The sequence below is a fragment of the Parabacteroides sp. ASF519 genome, assembly GCF_000364265.2.
Taxonomy (GTDB): Bacteria; Bacteroidota; Bacteroidia; order Bacteroidales; family Tannerellaceae; genus Parabacteroides; species Parabacteroides goldsteinii.
In genome coordinates this window covers 2772413-2793010 of record NZ_AQFV02000006.1, presented here as the reverse complement: position 1 = coordinate 2793010, position 20598 = coordinate 2772413, and the positions used below count along the sequence as shown (strand labels likewise).

Below are 20598 nucleotides of genomic sequence, written 5' to 3'. Positions count from 1 at the left end.
GACACAAGAAGATTTTTTAATATTACTTATCATAATGGCGGTCATCGCCGCCATTGTTTTTGTTACCCTTTATTTCGTAGAAGCCGGCTACGGCATGTTATTCAACCAAAAATGGGGCGTGCCCATCCCCAACAAAATAGCCTGGGTATGTATGGAAGCCCCTGTCTTCATCGTAATGCTCGTCCTGTGGGCAGGATCGGAACGACAATTCGAAACAGTCCCCCTACTCTTTTTCCTGTTCTTTGAACTGCATTATTTCCAACGGGCCTTCATCTTTCCATTGCTTATCAAGGGGAAAAGCAAGATGCCCGCCGGTATTATGACGATGGGGATCGTATTCAACCTGCTGAATGGCTATATACAAGGTATGTGGATATTCTACCTCTCCCCCGAAAATATGTATTCTATCCAATGGCTGACTACACCGCAGTTCATCACCGGAACAATCCTGTTCTTTGCCGGCATGTGGATCAACTGGCAATCGGATTACATCGTCCGCCATCTCCGTAAACCGGGTGATACCAACCACTACCTGCCCAAAGGAGGTATGTTCAACTACGTTACTTCCGCCAACTATTTCGGCGAACTGGTGGAATGGTGTGGTTTCGCCATCCTGACCTGGAGTGCCAGCGGCGCCCTGTTTGCCTGGTGGACATTCGCCAACCTCGTACCCCGTGCCAATACGATCTGGCATAAATATAAAGCCATGTTCGGGAAAGAAGTCGGCAGCCGGAAACGGATCATCCCATTCATTTACTGATTATCTTTGCATACTGATTATATAACTATACAACGAACAGATCATTGAAAACAGACTAAACATTATGAACAAAGAATCTGTACTATTTACTCCGGCCACCATCGGCCCGCTAACACTCAGAAACCGTACGATACGGGCGGCAGCATTCGAAAGCATGTGCCCTGGCAACGCCCCGTCGGAAATGCTTTACAACTACCATACCTCCGTTGCTGCCGGAGGTATAGGTATGACAACCCTTGCTTATGCAGCCGTTACACAAAGCGGACTTTCCTTTGAGCGCCAGCTATGGCTTCGTCCGGAGATCATTCCCGGCATCAAAAAGATAACAGATGCCATCCATAAAGAAGGAGCAGCAGCCTCCATACAGATCGGACATTGCGGGAATATGTCCCATAAAAACATTTGCGGATGCACACCGATATCCGCTTCAACCGGATTCAACCTCTACTCGCCCACTTTTGTCAGGGGGATGAAACAATCCGAAATCGTGGCCATGTCGAAAGCCTTCGGACAGGCTGTCCACCTGGCACGCGAAGCCGGAATGGATGCCGTAGAAGTACATGCCGGACACGGTTACCTGATCAGCCAGTTCCTTTCCCCTTACACCAACCACCGGAAAGACGAATATGGCGGAAGCCTCGAAAACCGTATGCGTTTCATGAAAATGTGCATGGAAGAAGTTATGAAAGCAGCCGGTTCGGATATGGCAGTCCTGGTTAAAATGAATATGCGCGACGGTTTTAAAGGCGGTATGGAACTGGATGAAACACTGGAAGTCGCCCGCACACTGCAAGACGAATGCGGAGTACATGCACTCATCCTCAGTGGCGGATTTGTCAGCCGTGCTCCCATGTACGTGATGCGCGGAGCTATGCCTATCCGCACGATGACCCATTATATGCCTTTCGGATGGTTGCCTATAGGAGTCAGGATGGCCGGCCGTATGATGATACCGACCGAACCGTTCAAAGAGGCCTATTTCCTCGAAGACGCACTGAAGTTCCGTGCCGCCCTGAAAATGCCCCTTGTCTATGTGGGTGGTCTCATCTCCCGCGAAAAGATCGACGAAGTACTCGGTCACGGTTTCGAATTTGTCAGTATGGCACGCGCCCTGCTGAACGATCCGGCTTTTGTCAACCATATGAAAGAGAACGAACAGACACGCTGCGACTGCGGACACAGCAATTACTGCATCGCCCGCATGTATTCGCTTGAAATGGCTTGCCACAAACATATGCAGAATCTACCGAAAAGTATTATCAAAGAAATAGAAGAACTGGAATATAAATAATGGAAAAAGGAATAGCCATTATCACCGGTGCAGACGGCGGAATGGGGCGGGAAATAACGCTGGCACTCGCAAAAGAGGGCTTTCAGATCATCATGGCCTGTAAAGAGCCGGATAAAGCCCGTACTGTCTGCGATAAGATCAAAAAAGAAAGCGGGAACGAGCGGATCGAAATACGACAGATAGACTTATCCTCACTGGCTTCGGTACGCTTATTTGCCGATAAACTATTAGCGGAAGGTCGCCCCGTCAGCCGGCTCATGAACAACGCTGGAGTCCTGACGACAAATATCCGCCAGACAGCGGACGGCCTGGAAACGATCGTAAGTGTTAATTACGTAGGTCCTTACCTCCTTACCCGCCTGCTTCTCCCCCTGATGCAGCGGGGAAGCCGTATCGTTAATACCGTATCGTGCACATATGCCATCGGACGGATAGAATCCGACTTTTTCAGCAAAGGGAAAAACGGACGCTTCGCACGGATACCGGTATATGGAAATACAAAACTGGCCCTTTTACTCTTTACACGTGAGTTGGCAGAAAGAGTAAAAGAAAAAGGTATCACCGTCAATGCTGCTGACCCGGGAATTGTCAGTACCAATATGATCACGATGCATGCCTGGTTCGACCCGCTGACGGACATCCTGTTCCGCCCGTTCATCAAAACAGCGGCACAGGGAGCAGCTACTGCCATCTACCTGGCGCAATCGCCAGAAATAGACGGTAAAAGCGGAGGCTGCTACGCCAACTGCAAAGAGAAAAAGCTCCCGGAACGTATACTCCACCACCCTCTGCAACGCCGGCTTTGGGACGATACGGAAGCCCTGCTTCTCTCCCGTAACCTGCTGAACAGAAAAAATATCCCGGAGACAGTTGGAACGTATTGATAAAAAAATTACCTTTGCACCGCTTTTAACCCCCGTACGTGTGATGGGAAATTAGGAAGCATAAAAACTAATTTTGAGTAACACAAAAATTAAGAAAATGAAGACATTTCAATTAGAAGGAAAAGGCAGAGAAGTAGCAGCTACTTCAGCCGATCAGAAAAGAGCTTTGAAAGCTATGCGTAAAAATCAGGAAATCCCTGCTGTATTATACGGTGGTGAAAAAGTAACTCACTTCACAGTAAATGTTGAAGGTGTACGCAAGCTGGTTTATACTCCGGAAATTTTCGCTGTAGAACTGAACATCGACGGCAAAAAGACAATGGCTATCGTTAAAGATATCCAGTTCCAGCCGGTAACCGACGCTATCATGCACATGGACTTCATGGAAGTATCAGACAGCAAACCGGTAACAATAGAAGTTCCTGTTGTACTGACAGGTCACGCCGAAGGTGTTAAAGCCGGTGGTAAGCTGACATTGCGTATGAGAAAGCTGAAAGTGAAAGCTATCTACACTCAGATCCCTGAAAAACTGACTATCAACGTTGATCACCTGGGCTTAGGTAAATCTATGCAGGTGGGTGCTTTACACTTCGAAGGTCTGGAACTGATGAATGCAAAGAACGCTGTTGTTTGCGCCGTTCAGTTGACTCGTGCCGCTCGTGGTGCTCAGGCTACTGCTGGTAAGTAATCTGATAAAGAGAATACCAAATAACGTGAGGGAGGAATGTTCAGGAGAATGTTCTTCCCTTTCTTATATTATACAATTTACGGATACGTCCGAACGTATCCCTGTAAAAATAGAATGACAATGAAATATCTGATAACCGGACTTGGTAATATAGGCCCTGAATATTGGGGAACACGTCACAATATCGGTTTTCGCGTCGTAAACGCATTGGCCGAAGATGCCGGAGCACCGTTCACGGAAGAACGTTACGGGGCGGTTGCACGGATGCGGGTAAAGAACTGTGAATTGATCCTGCTCAAACCGAACACTTTTATGAATCTGAGCGGAAACGCTGTCCGTTATTGGCTACAGAAAGAAAACATTCCCGTGGAAAATCTGTTAGTCGTAGTAGATGACCTCGCTCTCCCCTTCGGCACCTTGCGTCTGAAACCCAAAGGCAGCGATGCAGGGCATAACGGCCTGAAGAATATACAGCAACTCCTGGGCACACAGGAATATTGCCGTTTGCGGTTCGGCATAGGAAGCGACTTTCCCCGTGGCGGACAGATCGACTATGTGCTGGGTAAATTTCCTTCCGAAGAGTTGGAGTTGATGCCCGAAAAGCTGAAACGCGCGGTAGAGATTATCAAGAGTTTTTGTCTGGCAGGTGTACAGATCACCATGAACCAGTTTAATAACAAATAAGTATGAACGAAGTACGAATAGATAAATGGATGTGGGCAGTCCGCATCTTCAAATCCCGGACCATCGCAGTCGAAGCCTGCAAGAAGAACCGGGTGATGATCGGAGGCGTAAATGTAAAAGCATCGCGCATGATAAAGGTCGGTGATGTTATACAGGTCCGTAAACCGCCTATCACCTTTTCCTTTAAGGTGCTGGCATTAACGGAACGCCGCATGGGAGCCAAACTGGTTCCCGATTATATGGAAAATGTAACGACTCCGGATCAATACGAAATCCTTGAAATGAACCGTATCTCCGGTTTCGTAGACCGTGCACGCGGTCTGGGCCGTCCCACCAAAAAAGATCGCCGCGAACTGGAACAGTTCACCGATCCGGGCATGGCCGGAGATGGGTTTGACTTCGATTTCGATTTCGGATCGGAAGGTGATGATGAATGATGTTCTGTTATTATCAAAATTGAGCTATCTTGTCCCCGTGTCAAGCACGGGGACGGGATAGCTCAATTATTCCTAACTGTGCTTCTCTTCCGTCAACAAAACACCTTCATCATTCCATGTCCGCCAAATGCCGCTTTTCTTGCCACGGGTATAGAACATTTCAAAGCGCATGATGCCTTTGTCGTTCCAGATGCGCCAGGGACCGTCTTTCTCGCCATCTTTATAAGTGGCCAGGCCGATCAGTTGTCCGGCTTCGTTGTAAGTACGCCACTCACCATGAAAGATGCCATGATAATAAGAGCGGACCTCGGCAATTTTCCCGTCCGGATAATAGATCACATAGGTACCTTCGGGGCGTCCGTCTTTGAGGTAAAGCTCCATCTTCAACATGCCGTCATCGTAGAATTCGGTATAACGGCCGGTATACGGGGTTGTCTGTGTTTCATCCGTATAATACTGTCCCTCGCTGAGAACCAGGTCCTGTGCCTGTATAGCCAGAGAACTTCCGGCGATTAATGCAGATGCCAATAATAATTTCCTATTCATTTATTGTCGCTATTGTAGAATCAATACACAGTATTCTGCGGATCCCAGTTTGTCCAACCTTCCGTCCAGTCGTTTGTTCCGTCGAAAGCACCTTTGTAAGTTACCTTTTCGAAGAAGCTATCGGCCAATTTAGAAAAGTCAGCACCTTTCACAGCATCCGCTACGACAGAAGAATAGTCACCATCTTTCGCAATGATTTGCCGGGTATTTTCCAGAACCGTATTATTACCGGCACGGTTGAAGAAGTTCTCGCTCACCTTTTCGTCTTCGTAGAAGTTCTTCCACATACCGGCGAAGATCACATTTTCGATAGCGATACCATCGTTAGCCTGCCCTTTCTTGTCTGTTGCACGCAGACCATAAGGCCATCCCGTAAAGACTGAGTTATATATATTCAAGCTTGAATTACGACGCAGGTGCATGGCAGCCTGGTATTTTCCGCCCTTGGCTCCGTTGGCTGCATCGGCAGTCTTGGCTTCCACTTCTGCCTGTGTCCTATCAGAAACCTTACCATAGAACGGGCCGATCAGGGTTACGTTGGAGAATACCGGCTTGGTAAACGGTGTATTGGTAGAACCGTCACCGTCATTATCAGACTCAAAACCGTTGGAGTCGGACGTATCGGCAATATCCTTGTCACGTACGCTCAACAGGAACTGTAGTTTACCCGTATAGCCGTAGTCAGTATCGAAATCATCATCCCAACCCTTATAAGCAATCAGGTGTTTCGCATTCACCGTACCACCGAACCATTCGTAAGAGTCGTCATTCGAATAAGATACCTGAACAAATTCCACTTCCGTACCGCTGCCTACGCCTCCGAATGTCAAACCGTTGATTTCCTTATCCGGCTCCAATGGATAACCGGCAAATTCGATACGTACATATTTCAGCTTACCGGAACTTTCGCCGTTAAATTCATCAGAAGTCGTATTGCCATAGTGTGTGCCGGGGCCTCCTTCAATAGTCGGCTGGTTGGTCCGGTTTACGCGGGCATTACCACAGATAATCAAACCGCCCCAGTCACCGGTTACACGTTTGCCCGGTTCCTTGTCGGAAGTAAAGACGATCGGTTTATCTACCGTACCTTCAGCGATGATCTTGGCACCCGGCTCGATAATCAGGGAAGCCGCTCTCTCACCCGAAGCAACGGAAATACCTTTGATAACGGAACCTGCCTCGATAGTCAACGTTGCGCCGCTCTTGACATAAACGAAACCTTTCAGGAAGTTTTTGTTGGCAGCAGAAATGGTACGATCGGCAGTAATATTACCTTCCAGCGTATCTTCTATCACAGCCGGAGCATCTTCAGATACGGTTACGGTGCAAGTTGCCGTCTTATCTCCACTCTTCGTCGTTGCAGTAATAGTCGCAGTACCTTCAGCTACACCGGTTACCTTACCGCCATCCACGGTAGCCACCTTTTCATCGGAAGAGCTCCATGTAATTGTTTTATCTGTCGCATCCTCCGGAGTGACAGTGGCAGACAATGTGACTGTCGCACCCGGTTTAACTGCGGCTGTCGTAGGATTTACAGCAACAGCAGAAACAGCTATAGTACCCTCTTTTTCGTCATCATCACTACAAGATACAGTTCCAAACATCACGGCCAGTGCAAACACAGAGGCCAAACCTTTTAATAGAAATCTGTTCATAATAAAAACATTTTGTTTGTAATAAGAATTATAGTCAATTAATCATTAGAACTTTAAGGAGACACCCACATTGATATCCACTCCCGGACGATAGCTGCGGATCAGCTGTTCACGTTCGCGCTTCCCCCCGTTTTCATCCGTCAGCTTCACGAATTGTTTGTATTCCACTTTCGAATTAAGCAGGTCCTGTACACCCGCCTTGATCTCCACGAACTTGCCGATCTTCTTCGAGAATGTCAGGTCCAGCGAGTTGCGGGGCATCTCGTATATATCGGGGATATCTTCACTTTCGTTCTGCATCGGGACACCGACCGACTCGATACGTTTCCCGATCCGGTTGTAAAGCAGTGAGGCAGAGATTCCCTTGTCGTCATGCTGATAGAACAATCCGGCGTTCACCAGGTAAGGAGATTGTCCGGCCAGCGGACGGTCACGCTCAGGAGCGCCATCCTCGAAACGTACCCGGCTATAGATATAAGCGGCATTACAAACCAGGCTCAGTCCTCTTAACCCGATAAAGTCGAGGTTTTTCCGGATATCCAGTTCCACACCGAAAGCTTCGGCGTTCTTCGCATTATGATAGGTATATTGCAGGCCCGAACCGGCTTCGTTGTATGTCTCTTCGATCGGGTCTTTGAAACGTTTGTAGAAACCGCCCAGCGTAATCATCTCGCCGGTGGCCGGATAAAACTCATACCGTAAATCCAGATTGTCGGCATAGGCGTTCTTCAGGTCGACGTTACCTACGATATTGGCATCGCGCTCCAGATTGAAGTAAACGTAAGGCACTACCTCCCGGAACTCCGGCCGGTTGACGGACCGCCCGTAAGCGGCGCGTATCAAATGTTTCTCCGTCAGATTATAAGAGACATTGACCGAAGGAAAGAAATCGGTCGCATCGTTATCCAGATGTACCGGCTCGGTACCGTCGGAAGAATAGCCGTCCATCACCAGGTTGTAATATTCCATGCGAACCCCGACCACGGCATTCAGCTTCTCGCCATAGTTCAGCTTTGCCGAAACGTAGGCGGCACCCAATTTACTGTTCGAAGTGTAAGAATCGTTATTCTTCGTTACCTCACGCATCCAGATACGGTCGGCAGAGATGTTATCGTCCGAGAATATCCCGGTATAATCCCAATCGGCATAACGGTCATAGCCCGTGCCCAACAGGTTGTAACCGAAGCGGCGGGCATCGAACGTACGGTCTTTATATTCTCCGTAGATACCACCGTTGAACACGGGGGCAAACATATCAGACACGGCGAACTTATGCTCGTAGTTTGCCGCCAGCGAGGCACTGTGATCTTTCAGGTCCTGATAGTAACGCATCGGATCGGACACATAATAGTTCGGCTGCTCCGTCTTATTCTCATCCAGGATAGAGTTCACGATCTTGCGGTCGGGCTCCCGGTAAGAGGCGAAGGCATAGCCGGCCGTCCAATCCACCTTGTCGATATTCTCCCGCAAGGTATGCGTACCGCTCAACTGGCCGGAATAGGTCGTACGTCCGGTATAAAGCGATTCCCATTTGCGGATATCCTTATCGGAATAGTAGTTGGTCCCCTCCCGTTGCGTCAGGGCGGAAACACCGCGCTGGCTGAAGAAGTTACGAAATTCGTACTTATTGCCGCCCTTCATGAACGACCAGTTGAAGAGGGCACCCAGCTTGGACGTATTCCGGTAGCGAATATCATTGTATTCGAAACGGGGACGGGAGACGTCGTTCGCCACATCATAGGTGATATAGTTGTTGTTCACCGTTTCCGAATAGTCATATTCCGTACTCCAGTTCACATTGGTGATATTTCCGATCTTCCAGTCGCCGATGTCGAACGAGCGGTGAGAGGTAAGCGAAATCTTCTGGTCGGGAATGGCCTTGAATGTATTGATCCCCCAGCGCTGGTTGATCTGCCGGGTGAAAGCGGCCGCCTCTTCCGTCGAATGATCTCCCAGATGGGCAGGAAAAAAAGCAGGCAGGCTTCGGGCACCGGCTCCGAATCCGAGATAATCTTTCCAGCTACCTTCTGTCAGCCGGAAGTCGCGGAAGGTCGCATTCGTATTGAAACCCATTTGATAAGAGACTGCAAAGGTATTCCCCTCCGGAATATTCTTCGTCATCACCTGCACGAAGCCTCCTGAAAAATCGGCAGGCACCTCTGCCGACGGACTTTTATAAACCATCATATTGTCGATCAGCGAAGAAGGCAGCACGTCAAAAGAGAAAGCCCGGCTATCCGTCTCACTCGACGGTGTCGTGGCATTGTTCAGCCACACGTTATTATAACGTTGTGCCAGGCCACGAACAACAATGAAGCGGTCGTCTACGATCGTAATACCGGGTATACGGCGAAGCACCTCGGCAGCATCGCTGTCCTGCGTCTTGCTAATCTGCTGGGCGGATATTCCGCTCACTACGGGAAGGCTTTTGCGGACGGTATTCAATACGGCTGTTTCTGTCCCCAGTTTTCGTTGGGCCACAACCACAACGTTTTGCAGTTGGAGGTCGGCGTCCGATAGTTCGATACGCACGACTGCTTCCTGATGAGCTATCACAACCACATCTTTTATGGTTTGCGTTTTATAAGATACATAAGAAGCGACCAGTGTATATTTTCCCGGTTGTACCTTTTCGATACGGAAATTTCCGTCTATATCCGTTATAGCTCCGATTGTCGTTCCTTCGATAGAGACAGTGGCACCGATCAGTGGTTCCTTGAATTTAGCATCTGTCACGGTTCCGCAGATAACACCCGTTTGTGCCCGGGCCGTCAGCGCAAGAAAACTTCCAAACAGTAGGAGAACCAACATCAACAGTCCTCTCTTTTCACGCTTATTTCTCATTCCTTTACTTGTTGTTACATTTATTTGCCGCAAAAGTAGAGGCGCAATGTTTCAGCTAAATTTAAAAGAGATGACAATACGATAACAGTTATTACAATTCGTTGACAGAAAAAGTACATACATGCGCTCCGCCTGTCCTAACCGGAGGGGAAGATAGCTAAAGATTGTACACAACGCTTGTTTTTCTAAGCGAACAGGACAACCATGTCCACTTTTTTAGTTTACTTTGCGATCACAAACAATCCTTACACCTTAGATACCGAATGACGGAAGAAAACTTATTTATAATAACCTATTCACTGAACACAGTGGTCTGCCTCCTCGTAACAGCCGGACTACTGTTCCTTAAGCCGCTCCGAAACGTCAGAAACCGGAAATACCGTAATGCCTGCCGTATCCTCGCTTTTGCTTCCGCCATCGTCGGAAGCGGGCATCTGCTCACCTTGCTGGTGGGAGATAGCACACAGACCGATCTCGGGCTGCTGTCTTTTCCCGTCATCGTGATCGGGGCTTCACAATCGCTGCTGTTCACCTTCCTGTTGATCCTGTTGTTCCGGGAAGAATATGTCACACGGAAGAATATTCTGCTGCATGCCTCACCGGCCATCCTCCTGACGGTTTTCTATCTGGCAGCACGCTGTTTCTTCGAAGATCCGGCTGTTTATACGTTCAGCGAATGGGCTGCACAGACAGGTAATCCGGTACTGATGATCCGTACGGTTTTCGCTCTGGTCTATCTGGTGCAAATGGGCATTTACACCCATATATTCTTCCGCGAACGAGCCATCTACGATAAGAGCCTCAGCCACCTTCAGAAGATACCCGAACGACTGGAACTGCGTTGGGTAACCCGTGTATTCCTCTATGCACTGGGGATCGGGGTACTCGCTCTCACGCTTTGTTTCTGCTTTTCTGTTACGTATGAACTAACAGTCGTCTGTATCTTTACCGTCTTTTATCTGATGGTCGGTGCCTATTACGTGAATTACCATTTCACCTACGACTTCATGCGGGAGGAGCTTTTCAAGACGAACGCCGTTTTGCCGGAAGAGAAAGAGGAAAAAGCGGGTCTCGACACATTGGTCAACGAACTCGCACAGGCACAGGATAAGGACCTGTACAACCGGGCGGAAAAGATGATGCGCGAAGACCTGCTTTTCACCAATCCCGATTTCAACCGCAAAGAATTTGTACAGGCCCTCTACACCAACGAGCATTACCTGACCCGCGCCTTGAAATACTATACCGGTATGAGTATCCAGGACTACATCGTCCATTACCGCATCGACTATGCCCATACCTGCCTGCTCATTCCCGACGCGCGCTCGATCGAAGAGATTGCGCTCGCCTCCGGTTTCTCGTCTGTACGCAGTTTCAACCGCAACTTCTCCGAAGTGTTCGGCATGACACCCCACAAATACAGGAAAGAACATGCAAACAAAGCATAATTTCGGTTTTTGTCCATAATTTTTCGGTATTTGTCCGGTCCTTTCCTCCATTCTTTTCTTCATTTGCCCATTGTCTAATTCTAAAACAGAACAACATGGCTGAAAACAAAGAAGAACAAATCATCCTTCGTATCGAAACGTACGACAACATCCTGACGGAGAAGGAGGGCGACTACACCGCGAAACCGATAGTGACCGGTTCGGTTGGCAACCCCCAGATCGCCAAACGGATCATGAAGGGCGGGCTGGAAGTCCGCGAAGAAACAATCCTCTACATCCTCGACATGGCCGACCAGGCGAAAGCCGAAGCCATTGCCCAAGGGATAAGTGTAAACGACGGCGTCGGCCAGTACCTGGTCAACACGCGCGGTTCGTTCGACGGCCCCTCGGCCGCTTTCAATCCCCAAATCCACTCACTAGGTGTAACCTATACGATAGGTAAGACACTTGCTGCTTTATTGAAGAAAATCAAAGTTGAAAATCGCGGTCTGGCATCGCTCGGCCCGGTAATTAATAAGGTTACCGACTCGACAACACTCAGCGAAAACGACGAGATCACTCCCGGCGCCCCCATCACCATCGAAGGCAAGAACATGCGCGTGATCGGTGAAGACGCTTCCGTAGGACTTTTCTTCACCCCCACCGCAGGCGGCGAAGCAAAGAAAGTGTCCCTCTTCGTTCAAAACGACCCGTCGAAGATCATCTGCGTGGTACCCGCGCTCAGCAACGGAACGTATACGATGAGTATCACAACCCAGGCGGGTTCGACCAACCGTACGGTGAAAACACCGCGTTCCTGCACTTTCCCCGTCACCCTGCGTGTCGGACCGAAAGAAAGCGGTGGCGGCGACCGTCCGGAGATCGAATAATTCAAGCCTGCCTTGAAGCCCCTTTCAAGCGATCCTTGAAGCAGGCTTCAAGGCACCGTTGAAGCCTCGTTCAAGCACCCCTTGAAGCCTCGTTCAAGCGTGCCTTGAAAAAAGAACTTGCAAAAACAGACTAATAACCCATTAATACATATATAACATGAACAGATTTTTTACCAACAAGACTAAAGCAGCAAGTCTCCTCCGGGGCTTGCTGCTTCTTAGCATCATGATGCTAACGTCCGTAGGGACATGGGCAGAGGATGAAGGAGGTCCACCGACAGAGGTAAGCGTTTCCGATACCACCGCCCTGAAAAACGCACTGGAAAGTACAACCGCTTCCACCATCAGCATGAAGGAGAGCATCACCCTGGCGGAAGAGGTAAAGATAACCGTAGGCGCCGACCATACCCTCTCCATCGCCGAAGGCAAAACCCTCACATGCACCGTCCAACAGGGGATCGCGTTCAAGGCGGGGTCCAACCTCACCCTGACCATCCAGGGAGGTACAGGCAGCAAGCTTGAAATTAATGTAGCCGGCGGCGGGACTGCCATCACAGGCGGCACCCTTACATTGGAGAACATCACCGTCGATATAACCTCGGGGATCATCAACCCATTTTACCTGAACGTTGGCTCCGGCGCAACCATCAACGTGGATGCAGCAAACCAGGACACCCCACTGCAAAGCTCCCAACTGACCGTCAACGACGGCGGCACTATCAACATCAATACATTCGAAAGAGTCGGGCTCAATATAAACTTTACCCTGACCATCAACAACGGCGGCACAGTCAAGGTTGGAAATGGGACAGGCGATAACCGAGGGATTACTATCTCGAAAGGCGCGTCTATCGTTCTCAATGGCGGCACATTGGAAGGCACCGGAAACGATAAGGGAGGTAACATCTACCTGCAGCAAAACGCCAAAGTCAAAGGCATGAGCGGCAAGCTCGTTGACCGGGGAGAAAATTTAAGCGAGAACGGAGAAGTTACCGTAGGTGCAGAAAATGCCGAACCCTCCACCACCAGCCTCACCGAAGGAGCCTATACCTGGGACAAGAGCACCAGCAAGTTCGCCAAGCCGGTTCTGAACAAAGGCTGGGAATTGTTGGAAAACGGCGCACTGACCATCAGCAGCCAGACCGGAATGGCGAACTGGAAGCAAAACGGACAGAGCAGCAACGGCAAAGACGTAAAGAGCGTCACGATCACCGGTGATGTCACGGAGATCGTAGGGAGTGCTTTTACATTCTGTTCCAACTTAACCCAGGTAACTATTACAGCAACCGGGATAACCAGTATCGGAGCGAGTGCCTTTCAAAACACCAAGAGTCTGACCACGATCGAAATACCGGCTTCGGTTACTACGATCGGAAATGCTGCCTTTGCAGGGTCGGGCATCAGCACATTTACAGTAGCCGAAGGCAGCAGCTCCTTTAAAGCGGACGCCGACTGCAAAGCCCTGCTGACTTCCGACGGCAAAACATTGGTTGTCTTTGCCCAAAGGCGACCGGCAGCTATACGATCCCCGGCGGGGTGGAAACAATCAGCCCCTATAGCTTCGAAACCAGTGCTCTCACCTCCCTTGTAATCCCAAGCTCGGTAAAAACCATCGGGGAAAGCGCCTTCTATTTGAGTGCTCTCACCTCCATTGAGATCGGGGAAGCGGTAGAAACCATCGAGGCAATGGCCTTCTTTTCGAGTGCTCTCACTTCCATTGTGATCCCGGAATCGGTAAAAACCATCGGGGAAGCGGCCTTCACTCTGAGTGCTCTCACCTCCATTGTGATCCCGAAATCAGTAGAAACCATCGGGGATGCGGCCTTCAGTCAGAGCAGCGCTCTGACAACCGTCACCTTCGAAGGGGAGTCGGCTCCGACTATCGGAAAGGGCATCTTCGCCTTTTGCGACAACCTGACCAGCATCCTTGTACCGGCAAACGCAACAGGCTATACCGGAGATGGTGCCAGCGATAACTGGAAAGCATGGGCAACGTATATAAATTCAGGACAAGCACAAGGACAAACACAAACTACCGGAAACAATACAGTACCCGCCGACGGCACTCTGACAGGCGACGGCACGACCGAAGCCACCAAAGTCACCCCCCAAGGCGATGCCACCCTTGAGAATGTGAAAACGAAGGAAACGGAAATAGCCGTCGGCACAACCTCCATTATCACCCTGACCGGCGCAGGCAATGACCTGGGCGCCATCACCAACGCAGGCACTCTTACACTGAATGCCGATGAAGGAACGACCATCACAGTCGCCTCCGTAGACAACAGCGGCACCTTCATCGACAACACCGGTAGCGTGACAGTGGTAACCGGCGACGCGTCCCTCGACCTCTCCGCCGACGATGCCATGCCGTCCGACCATACAGCCACAGGCCAGGTGACACTGACCGCGAAACCTGCCGTTGCCGAAGACGCAGACGTATCCTATCAATGGCAAAAGCAGGAGAACGGAAGCTGGACGGACGTCAGCAACCCGTACACCCGTGCCACCGTTACGGGCAGTCCGGACTTTACGACAAACATATCGGGTACATACCGTTGCCGGATCACGGTCGAAAAGGGCAGTGTCTCCACTACCCTGCTTACCCTACCCGCCACGGCTACGGTCAATTCGACACCCGATCCCGAGCCCGAGCCAACCTACTACACCGTCACCCTCCCGTCGGTGGAAGGAGCCACAACCGACCCGGTAGCCGGCAGTTACGATGTCGAGTCGTGGGATAACTTCCGCTTCTACCTCACACTCGATGCGGACTACAACCAGTCTGTCCCCGTCGTGACGACCGACCGTGGCGAGACCATCACCCCACGTACCAGCGACGGAGCCTACATCGTGAAGTACGTCCGTAGCGACCTCGTCATCTCGATCGGCGGCATCGTGAAGAACCCGCCTCCCGTTGCCAACGCCGAAATCCAGTCCGGCACCCGCATCTTTACCCGCGACGGCAGCCTCTTCATCACCACCGACCGCCCGGCACGTGCGCAGGTCTTTGCCCTCACCGGCCAACTGATCCGTAGCCTCTCCCTCCCCGCCGGCACAACCCACGTCGACCCGCTGACCGACGGCATCTACATCGTCCGCCTCAGCGACGGTACGGTGCAGAAGGTGGTTGTACGGAAGTGATGAAAGTGATCGCTTTGAAGTGACAAGAGTAACTAATTCCCCTCTCGAGAGGGGAATTAGTTACTCTTGTCAGTACAACCTTGAATATAATCTATCAAAAAGCCCCCTCTTCTTGTGATAGCGAAGAGGGGGCTTTTACATAGGGGAAACGTAGCTTAGGCTATCCGCCCTGTAGTTATCTCTTTTTTAAGGAAGTCGTATACATACCCTGCACTCTGATAGTACAAGCCGGTAGCAGGATTACTCAATCGATCAAAAGTATCAGAGTTATAATATATATCCATAGCCTGTGTCATATCACAACCCCACTCTTCCATGAGCATCTGTATAATTTCGCTACTCAACTCCTCAATCATAAATTCTATTTGTCCGACTGTCAGTTTCATAATTTCTTCAGATAAGAAAGAGCACGCTCGGTGCCAAAATAATATTGTATAGTCAAACCTTTAGCATACTTCAGTTCCTCAATCAACTTATCCATAGGAATAACCCCCATACGAAACCGACGTAACTGGTAAGTAACACCGTCATCTGCTATCGGCCCAATAACGATATCATATGAATGAGCAGGATGCACACGGTCACGGTCACGATTTACAAAAACAAACTCCGCCCATTCCTGACAATAATCATCAAAAAACTTCACCGTCAACTCTAAAGTATTCAAGGCCTCCTCATCAAACTCAAAAGTCGTCACGAAGGGAACACCTGTTAGTAATTGCTCTGTTTTCTGCTTAGCCAAAGCTAGTGCCTGTTCGTACCCGGGAGACAAATAAAAACCTTGTCCAAAGTCTTTGAAGGGTTTCGATCGGGACAAGTCAGGACAATCAATCTCCATATTTGAACCATGATAAAGTTTCATGCCAACTGCCCTCCGTTATTACGACATACCATCACCAGACTTTCGATTACATCTTCAAACGATTGCGTATGCAATACTTCGTAATGCTTATGAAGGAACTGTATCCCTTTAAAACGGTTCAAATAGTTGAACGCCTGTTTCTGCTTCAACTTATAAGCAGATGCAAACTCGGCTATCAAAGCAACAGTAAAATCCAACTTACTCTTTTCAGTCCGGGACATAGTACTCTCCTTTCTTCTTTTAATTATGAAAACAAAGATACAAGAAAACTCCTTTCCTCAACTCTTATCCCCCTTAAAATATCTTTTAACTGTCTTACGCATAATATACACCATAAATCCGGTATGTCCATGTATACTTATTTTTCGTACATTTGCATCTTTATTAATCAAAAGCGTAAATGACGATTATAAGATGAAGAACACTAAGATTTTCCCCAAAGACTGGCTGCAACTGCATCCCTATAAACAATCAGGTCCGACCGACCTTTATTATACCCGTATTGCCAATCAGATACATGAAATGATGGAACAGACCGACCTGGCGAACTCGTTCGAAAAGGAAGATGTCATCCAGATCAGTATGCGTATGGCGGCTTATTTCGAGGACGTGATATCCGGCCTGAACATATGGCGTGCATTCATCACGGAATATAAGAAACAGACGGGCAACTATCTCCCTTTCTATACCGTCAGCGACCATTATTACGACGACGAGGCAAACTACGAAGACGTCCGTTTCCTGCTCTGGCACTATACCCAGCAGTACCACGGCGCCAAGAAAGGCACTTTCGTCAACCCCGACAACCCAGCCAACGAAGAGACGGCCCGCCTCATCTACCAACTGTTTTGCAAGGAATGGACTACCGCTCCCGAAAACACAAAGATGCAGGCTCTTTTCGCCCCGGAAACTTCTTACGAGGACCCAGAGAAACAGGCCGAACTGCTCCACTGGTTCCACTACAACTCTTACCTGCTGACCGACTCTAACGTCGACCTGAGCGAAACGGTAAAAGAATACTGGCGCCAGAACCCGAACGATCGGCAGAACACACAGGCTGTCATGGTTATCTACGACTCGCTGGCTCATATCAGCCGGACGCCTCTCCTGGCCTACACGTCACCGAAATGGCTCTCGCTTATCATGCCGGAAACGCATCCGGACTATGCCGCCTTCGCCGATAAAGCGGAAAAAGCAGAATCTTTTGTCGACCCCGCCATCAAGGAACGGGAAGAAAGCAACAAGGCTGTCTACGATAAATTCACAGAAATCGCGGACGGCAAGTTATTATTCTATATGAAGAGCAAGCAGGAATTTATCGACTTCGCCACCCAGCAACTGAAACTGGAGGAAAGCGAATATACTCCGCTGGCCGACTGCATCGAATTCAACAAGTTTGCCGTATATGCTTCTCCCCGTGAAGGCCTTCAATTACTGGTAGACGGCATCGAATTCATCAAAGACGAACAAAACCCGTTCTATGACGAGAAAAAGGCTTCCGACCAGGGATTATCTTTCTTCATCGTCAAACATTGCAGCAAAGACCTGCTGAAAGCCCTCGAAGAACGCGGCATGCTCGCCGATGCCCAAACCAAGAGCCTACTCAGCCCCGAACGCGGAAAAGATATCATTCATGGGAATTGGGAATTCCTGGCGAAGTATTTTATCAGAGAGGTTTAAAAGGATAGGTTCAATTATAGAATAATTGAACTATCTGTTTAGTGACTGGTTGTAACTGGCTTTAACACACCCCCTTCCCCCTCTCCAGAGGGGAGCCAGTTACAACCAGTTGCTATAAAAGATAGCTCAAACCTGATAAAAACCAAATCACCTGTCAGCCGGATAAACAACCCCCAACTGCCTCCGTATCTCGTCAATAATCTCCAATGTTATCAATGAATTATCATGGCTGTTAATAGCCGACTCGCGTTTACCGGCAAGAACCAGGTCTATAAATTCAGCCACCTCATAGTAGTATTCGTCCTTGTCCGTCACTGCGCTGATATCCTGCGGCTCGGGAATGGCACTCTTGCCCGCTGCTGCGGCAATCCGGGGCAGATAAGTCACCTTGCTGATAATATTCACCCGGTCCAGAATGATGTTTCCTTCTTCCCCTTGTATCTCTGTCGGCAATGACGAGTTAGCTATCTTCGAATAAAGGATAGTCGCATTCATTCCTTTATACTGAAAGTTCACAGCCCCTTGTCCGTCCGCCCCCGAAGAAAGCACGACACCTGTCGCCTCCACTTTCTCCGGCCGCCCGAACAAGACTACCATCGGATAAAGCGTATAGATACCGATATCCATCATTGCCCCGTTCGAGAGTTCCGGCTTAAAAGCATTCAGCACAATCCCTTCCTTAAACTTGTCATATCGCGACGAATACTGGCAATAGCAGGAGAAATAACGCCGTATCGTCCCCAGCCGGTGCAGATTCTCACGTACGGCACGGAAGTTCGGAGTCAGCGTCGGTTTCATCGCCTCCATCAGCGTCACATTGTATTTCCGGGAAGCCTCGATCATCTCCCCCGCCTCCCGTACATTCGAAGCAAACGGCTTCTCACATAACACATGCTTGCCATGCTTCATGCAAAGAATACTCTGCGGAGCATGCAAGAAATTAGGAGAAGCAATATACACCGCATCTATCAACGAACTTTGCGCCATCTCCTCCAAAGATGTGAATGTATAGGGAATCTGATGCCTGGCAGCAAATGCATCTGCCGTCTCCTGTGTCCGCGAATAGACGGCAACCAGTTCAAAACGTTCGTCCTGCCGTGCCCCGGCAATCACCCAATCTGTTATAAAGTTCGTTCCTACTACCCCGAAACGTATTTTATTTGTTATAGCCATTTCTATGTTATCTTTCCTTTATTATCAAATCGTCATCACTTTCTTCAATACCAAAGTCTCCCCTTCTATCGCCAACTCCGGTACAACGACGACACTGTCCGGTGTCAGGCAAAAAGGCACGGCATCTTCCAGATGATTAGCTTTCAGGCGAGCCATATGGTCGGTCGGAGCGAGATAAGCGATCAGGTTCCTTTTATTATTCGTCCACATGTCGCGGGCAATGACTGCGGCATCCGTAGCCGGTCGGTATTTACCGGTTTTGGCAAGTACCTCTACCAAAGCCCCGCCGAACAAGGTATCTTCTATATTCACCTTATCCTGCCAGCCGGAACATAAAACAACGACATCGCGTCCATGAAACAGACAATAGTCCGCAACCGCCTGTAAATTAACAAAGGCCCCTGTAATAACACGATAAGCAGACTTCGCTATGGTGATAGCACGGGTGCCATTGGTCGTCGTAAAGATCACATCCTTGCCGGCTACTTTCTCCGGCGTATAGTCGAACGGTGAATTTCCGAAGTCGGCAAAATCACATCGTTTCACATTACGTTCGGCACCGACCAGCCAGCCTTTTGCCTTATATTCCTGAGCTTCCTCCACCGTCGCTACCGGACGGATACTGCGAACGCCATGCTTGAAAGCAGCCGCCATCGTTGTCGTTGCCCGGAACACATCCACTACTACGACAATCGCTTCCGGGTTATGATATACCGGATACAGGGCCGGCGAAAAACATACATCAATCTTCATATCTTCTCGTTTTAATCATCTGATATTACCCGCAAATGTACAGGATAATTCGCTGAATACCTAGTCTGGTTACCTCGCAACTATCTATTATATAAAAGATTCTATAATAAAAATGAGGATTAACCAAATTAGCATGATAAAATGTTATAGTATCTACAATCATCTATTTGTTAGGAACCTTTTTTACTCATGCTTGTTCTTTTACTACATTTTGAAAACGTTTTAAACTAAATCGTATGAAAAGAATTGTATCTTTTATCGTCGTTTTCACTCTTGTAATGGGGGGAATGACACATGTACAGGCTCAGAGTAAAGCCGTAGAAAAAGCAGAGAAAAAGTTAGAAAGAGAAGCTAAGAAAGAAGCAAGAGAAGCGAAGGATGCTATCATGGACGAACAGGAATTCAACACTGCCATGCAAGCTATCACCAACCAGTCTTTTGTATTGGAAGCCAACTCCGTACAACCAATGAACGGACAGGTTTACTATGTAAACTCAAACACAAACTTCGTCTCTTTGAATGATGGCCAGGCAATGGTACAGATCGCATCCAACTCTCCGTACCCAGGTCCTAACGGATTAGGTGGTGTTACCGTACAAGGAAGCGCATCCAACATCCAAACCAAACAGGACAAAAACGGTAACGTTTACCTGTCAATGAGTGTCCAGGGTGTTTTCATCTCTGCCACTGTAAACCTGGTATTGATGAACGGAAGCAACAAAGCAACAGTTACCGTAGACCCGAACTTCTCAGGAAGAGACCTGACAATGACAGGAACATTAGTTTCATATGCCCAGTCAAACATTTTCCAGGGAACGACCTATTAATTTAGCATCAACATTAAACATGAAGAGCGCTTGCCATCAGGTAAGCGCTCTTT

General features: G+C 49.0%; 21 protein-coding genes. 12 read left to right on the top strand and 9 right to left on the bottom strand.

Annotated features, from left to right (window positions below; genetic code table 11):
• Positions 1-34 precede the first annotated feature (34 nt).
• The 6 genes from C825_RS10900 (at position 35) to C825_RS10875 (ending at position 4744) form a co-directional block, all read left to right on the top strand.
• Positions 35-760 carry a DUF1295 domain-containing protein gene (locus C825_RS10900; protein ID WP_010802475.1) on the top strand — a complete coding sequence of 242 codons (726 nt, stop codon included), beginning with the start codon at positions 35-37 and terminating at the stop codon, positions 758-760.
• 64 nt (positions 761-824) lie between these two features.
• Positions 825-2051 (top strand): NADH:flavin oxidoreductase, encoded by a 1227-nt coding sequence (locus C825_RS10895; protein WP_010802474.1) that lies wholly within the window; start codon positions 825-827, stop codon positions 2049-2051.
• Entirely contained in the window at positions 2051-2935 is an 885-nt protein-coding gene (locus C825_RS10890; protein WP_010802473.1) for an SDR family oxidoreductase, read from the top strand. The genes C825_RS10895 and C825_RS10890 overlap by 1 nt, the downstream gene beginning before the upstream one ends.
• Before the next feature lie 97 nt (positions 2936-3032).
• A complete protein-coding gene (locus C825_RS10885) occupies positions 3033-3623 on the top strand; it encodes a 50S ribosomal protein L25/general stress protein Ctc (protein WP_007658823.1) in 591 nt (196 codons plus the stop codon).
• A gap of 120 nt (positions 3624-3743) precedes the next feature.
• Positions 3744-4307 (top strand): aminoacyl-tRNA hydrolase, encoded by a 564-nt coding sequence (gene pth, locus C825_RS10880; RefSeq protein ID WP_044214750.1) that lies wholly within the window; start codon positions 3744-3746, stop codon positions 4305-4307.
• Positions 4308-4309: 2 nt separating this feature from the next.
• Positions 4310-4744: an RNA-binding S4 domain-containing protein gene (locus C825_RS10875; protein WP_010802472.1), complete on the top strand. Its 435-nt coding sequence runs from the start codon at positions 4310-4312 to the stop codon at positions 4742-4744.
• A 72-nt stretch (positions 4745-4816) separates the two neighbouring features.
• On the opposite strand, the gene C825_RS10870 is transcribed toward C825_RS10875, so the two are convergent.
• Genes C825_RS10870 through C825_RS10860 form a run of 3 tightly spaced genes read right to left on the bottom strand, consistent with a single transcriptional unit; the run spans position 4817 to position 9789 of the window.
• The gene (locus C825_RS10870) at positions 4817-5290 is read right to left on the bottom strand and encodes a toxin-antitoxin system YwqK family antitoxin (RefSeq protein WP_007658826.1); all 474 of its coding nucleotides are present in this window, start codon (positions 5288-5290) and stop codon (positions 4817-4819) included.
• Between the two features lie 20 nt (positions 5291-5310).
• Positions 5311-6945, bottom strand: coding sequence for a beta-helix domain-containing protein (locus C825_RS10865; RefSeq protein ID WP_010802471.1), 1635 nt, complete (start codon positions 6943-6945; stop codon positions 5311-5313).
• A 45-nt stretch (positions 6946-6990) separates the two neighbouring features.
• The gene (locus C825_RS10860; protein ID WP_010802470.1) at positions 6991-9789 is read right to left on the bottom strand and encodes a TonB-dependent receptor; all 2799 of its coding nucleotides are present in this window, start codon (positions 9787-9789) and stop codon (positions 6991-6993) included.
• A 263-nt stretch (positions 9790-10052) separates the two neighbouring features.
• Here C825_RS10860 and C825_RS10855 point away from each other — a divergent pair, with 263 nt between their 5' ends.
• Positions 10053-11237, top strand: a complete 1185-nt coding sequence (locus tag C825_RS10855) for a helix-turn-helix domain-containing protein (RefSeq protein WP_010802469.1) — start codon at positions 10053-10055, stop codon at positions 11235-11237.
• Between the two features lie 95 nt (positions 11238-11332).
• Complete coding sequence (locus tag C825_RS10850) at positions 11333-12106, top strand: DUF4469 domain-containing protein (RefSeq protein ID WP_010802468.1); 774 nt, start codon at positions 11333-11335, stop codon at positions 12104-12106.
• 141 nt (positions 12107-12247) lie between these two features.
• On the opposite strand, the gene C825_RS27860 is transcribed toward C825_RS10850, so the two are convergent.
• Positions 12248-12658, bottom strand: a complete 411-nt coding sequence (locus C825_RS27860) for a hypothetical protein (protein WP_250690580.1) — start codon at positions 12656-12658, stop codon at positions 12248-12250.
• Positions 12659-12758: 100 nt separating this feature from the next.
• On the opposite strand from C825_RS27860, the gene C825_RS10840 reads away from it, so the two are divergent.
• Positions 12759-13697 (top strand): leucine-rich repeat domain-containing protein, encoded by a 939-nt coding sequence (locus C825_RS10840; protein ID WP_250690579.1) that lies wholly within the window; start codon positions 12759-12761, stop codon positions 13695-13697.
• Complete coding sequence (locus tag C825_RS10835; protein WP_250690578.1) at positions 13643-15250, top strand: leucine-rich repeat domain-containing protein; 1608 nt, start codon at positions 13643-13645, stop codon at positions 15248-15250. The genes C825_RS10840 and C825_RS10835 overlap by 55 nt, the downstream gene beginning before the upstream one ends.
• A 155-nt stretch (positions 15251-15405) precedes the next feature.
• On the opposite strand, the gene C825_RS10830 is transcribed toward C825_RS10835, so the two are convergent.
• Genes C825_RS10830 through C825_RS10820 form a run of 3 tightly spaced genes read right to left on the bottom strand, consistent with a single transcriptional unit; the run spans position 15406 to position 16333 of the window.
• Positions 15406-15636 (bottom strand): hypothetical protein, encoded by a 231-nt coding sequence (locus C825_RS10830; RefSeq protein ID WP_010802466.1) that lies wholly within the window; start codon positions 15634-15636, stop codon positions 15406-15408.
• Positions 15633-16112 carry a DUF3990 domain-containing protein gene (locus tag C825_RS10825; RefSeq protein ID WP_007658836.1) on the bottom strand — a complete coding sequence of 160 codons (480 nt, stop codon included), beginning with the start codon at positions 16110-16112 and terminating at the stop codon, positions 15633-15635. Before C825_RS10825 ends, C825_RS10830 begins: the two co-directional genes overlap by 4 nt.
• Entirely contained in the window at positions 16109-16333 is a 225-nt protein-coding gene (locus C825_RS10820; protein ID WP_007658838.1) for a DUF3791 domain-containing protein, read from the bottom strand. Before C825_RS10820 ends, C825_RS10825 begins: the two co-directional genes overlap by 4 nt.
• A 193-nt stretch (positions 16334-16526) precedes the next feature.
• On the opposite strand from C825_RS10820, the gene C825_RS10815 reads away from it, so the two are divergent.
• A complete protein-coding gene (locus C825_RS10815; RefSeq protein ID WP_010802465.1) occupies positions 16527-17792 on the top strand; it encodes a DUF3843 family protein in 1266 nt (421 codons plus the stop codon).
• Between the two features lie 147 nt (positions 17793-17939).
• Here the strand turns inward: C825_RS10815 and C825_RS10810 are convergent, their stop codons facing one another.
• Positions 17940-18965, bottom strand: a complete 1026-nt coding sequence (locus C825_RS10810) for a Gfo/Idh/MocA family protein (protein ID WP_010802464.1) — start codon at positions 18963-18965, stop codon at positions 17940-17942.
• A 24-nt stretch (positions 18966-18989) separates the two neighbouring features.
• Positions 18990-19718, bottom strand: a complete 729-nt coding sequence (locus C825_RS10805; protein ID WP_010802463.1) for a 2-phosphosulfolactate phosphatase — start codon at positions 19716-19718, stop codon at positions 18990-18992.
• A 236-nt stretch (positions 19719-19954) separates the two neighbouring features.
• Here C825_RS10805 and C825_RS10800 point away from each other — a divergent pair, with 236 nt between their 5' ends.
• Entirely contained in the window at positions 19955-20545 is a 591-nt protein-coding gene (locus C825_RS10800; protein WP_007658846.1) for a DUF4251 domain-containing protein, read from the top strand.
• The last annotated feature ends 53 nt before the right edge of the window (positions 20546-20598 follow it).

Excerpts from the sequence above, each read along its gene's own strand:
- C825_RS10900 (WP_010802475.1), top strand. The coding sequence starts at position 35 with ATGGCGGTCATCGCCGCCATTGTTTTTGTTACCCTTTATTTCGTAGAA.
- C825_RS10895 (WP_010802474.1), top strand. The coding sequence starts at position 825 with ATGAACAAAGAATCTGTACTATTTACTCCGGCCACCATCGGCCCGCTA.
- C825_RS10890 (WP_010802473.1), top strand. The coding sequence starts at position 2,051 with ATGGAAAAAGGAATAGCCATTATCACCGGTGCAGACGGCGGAATGGGG.
- C825_RS10885 (WP_007658823.1), top strand. The coding sequence starts at position 3,033 with ATGAAGACATTTCAATTAGAAGGAAAAGGCAGAGAAGTAGCAGCTACT.
- pth (WP_044214750.1), top strand. The coding sequence starts at position 3,744 with ATGAAATATCTGATAACCGGACTTGGTAATATAGGCCCTGAATATTGG.
- C825_RS10875 (WP_010802472.1), top strand. The coding sequence starts at position 4,310 with ATGAACGAAGTACGAATAGATAAATGGATGTGGGCAGTCCGCATCTTC.
- C825_RS10870 (WP_007658826.1), bottom strand. The coding sequence starts at position 5,290 with ATGAATAGGAAATTATTATTGGCATCTGCATTAATCGCCGGAAGTTCT.
- C825_RS10865 (WP_010802471.1), bottom strand. The coding sequence starts at position 6,945 with ATGAACAGATTTCTATTAAAAGGTTTGGCCTCTGTGTTTGCACTGGCC.
- C825_RS10860 (WP_010802470.1), bottom strand. The coding sequence starts at position 9,789 with ATGAGAAATAAGCGTGAAAAGAGAGGACTGTTGATGTTGGTTCTCCTA.
- C825_RS10855 (WP_010802469.1), top strand. The coding sequence starts at position 10,053 with ATGACGGAAGAAAACTTATTTATAATAACCTATTCACTGAACACAGTG.
- C825_RS10850 (WP_010802468.1), top strand. The coding sequence starts at position 11,333 with ATGGCTGAAAACAAAGAAGAACAAATCATCCTTCGTATCGAAACGTAC.
- C825_RS27860 (WP_250690580.1), bottom strand. The coding sequence starts at position 12,658 with ATGGCAGTCCCGCCGCCGGCTACATTAATTTCAAGCTTGCTGCCTGTA.
- C825_RS10830 (WP_010802466.1), bottom strand. The coding sequence starts at position 15,636 with ATGAAACTGACAGTCGGACAAATAGAATTTATGATTGAGGAGTTGAGT.
- C825_RS10825 (WP_007658836.1), bottom strand. The coding sequence starts at position 16,112 with ATGAAACTTTATCATGGTTCAAATATGGAGATTGATTGTCCTGACTTG.
- C825_RS10820 (WP_007658838.1), bottom strand. The coding sequence starts at position 16,333 with ATGTCCCGGACTGAAAAGAGTAAGTTGGATTTTACTGTTGCTTTGATA.
- C825_RS10815 (WP_010802465.1), top strand. The coding sequence starts at position 16,527 with ATGAAGAACACTAAGATTTTCCCCAAAGACTGGCTGCAACTGCATCCC.
- C825_RS10810 (WP_010802464.1), bottom strand. The coding sequence starts at position 18,965 with ATGGCTATAACAAATAAAATACGTTTCGGGGTAGTAGGAACGAACTTT.
- C825_RS10805 (WP_010802463.1), bottom strand. The coding sequence starts at position 19,718 with ATGAAGATTGATGTATGTTTTTCGCCGGCCCTGTATCCGGTATATCAT.
- C825_RS10800 (WP_007658846.1), top strand. The coding sequence starts at position 19,955 with ATGAAAAGAATTGTATCTTTTATCGTCGTTTTCACTCTTGTAATGGGG.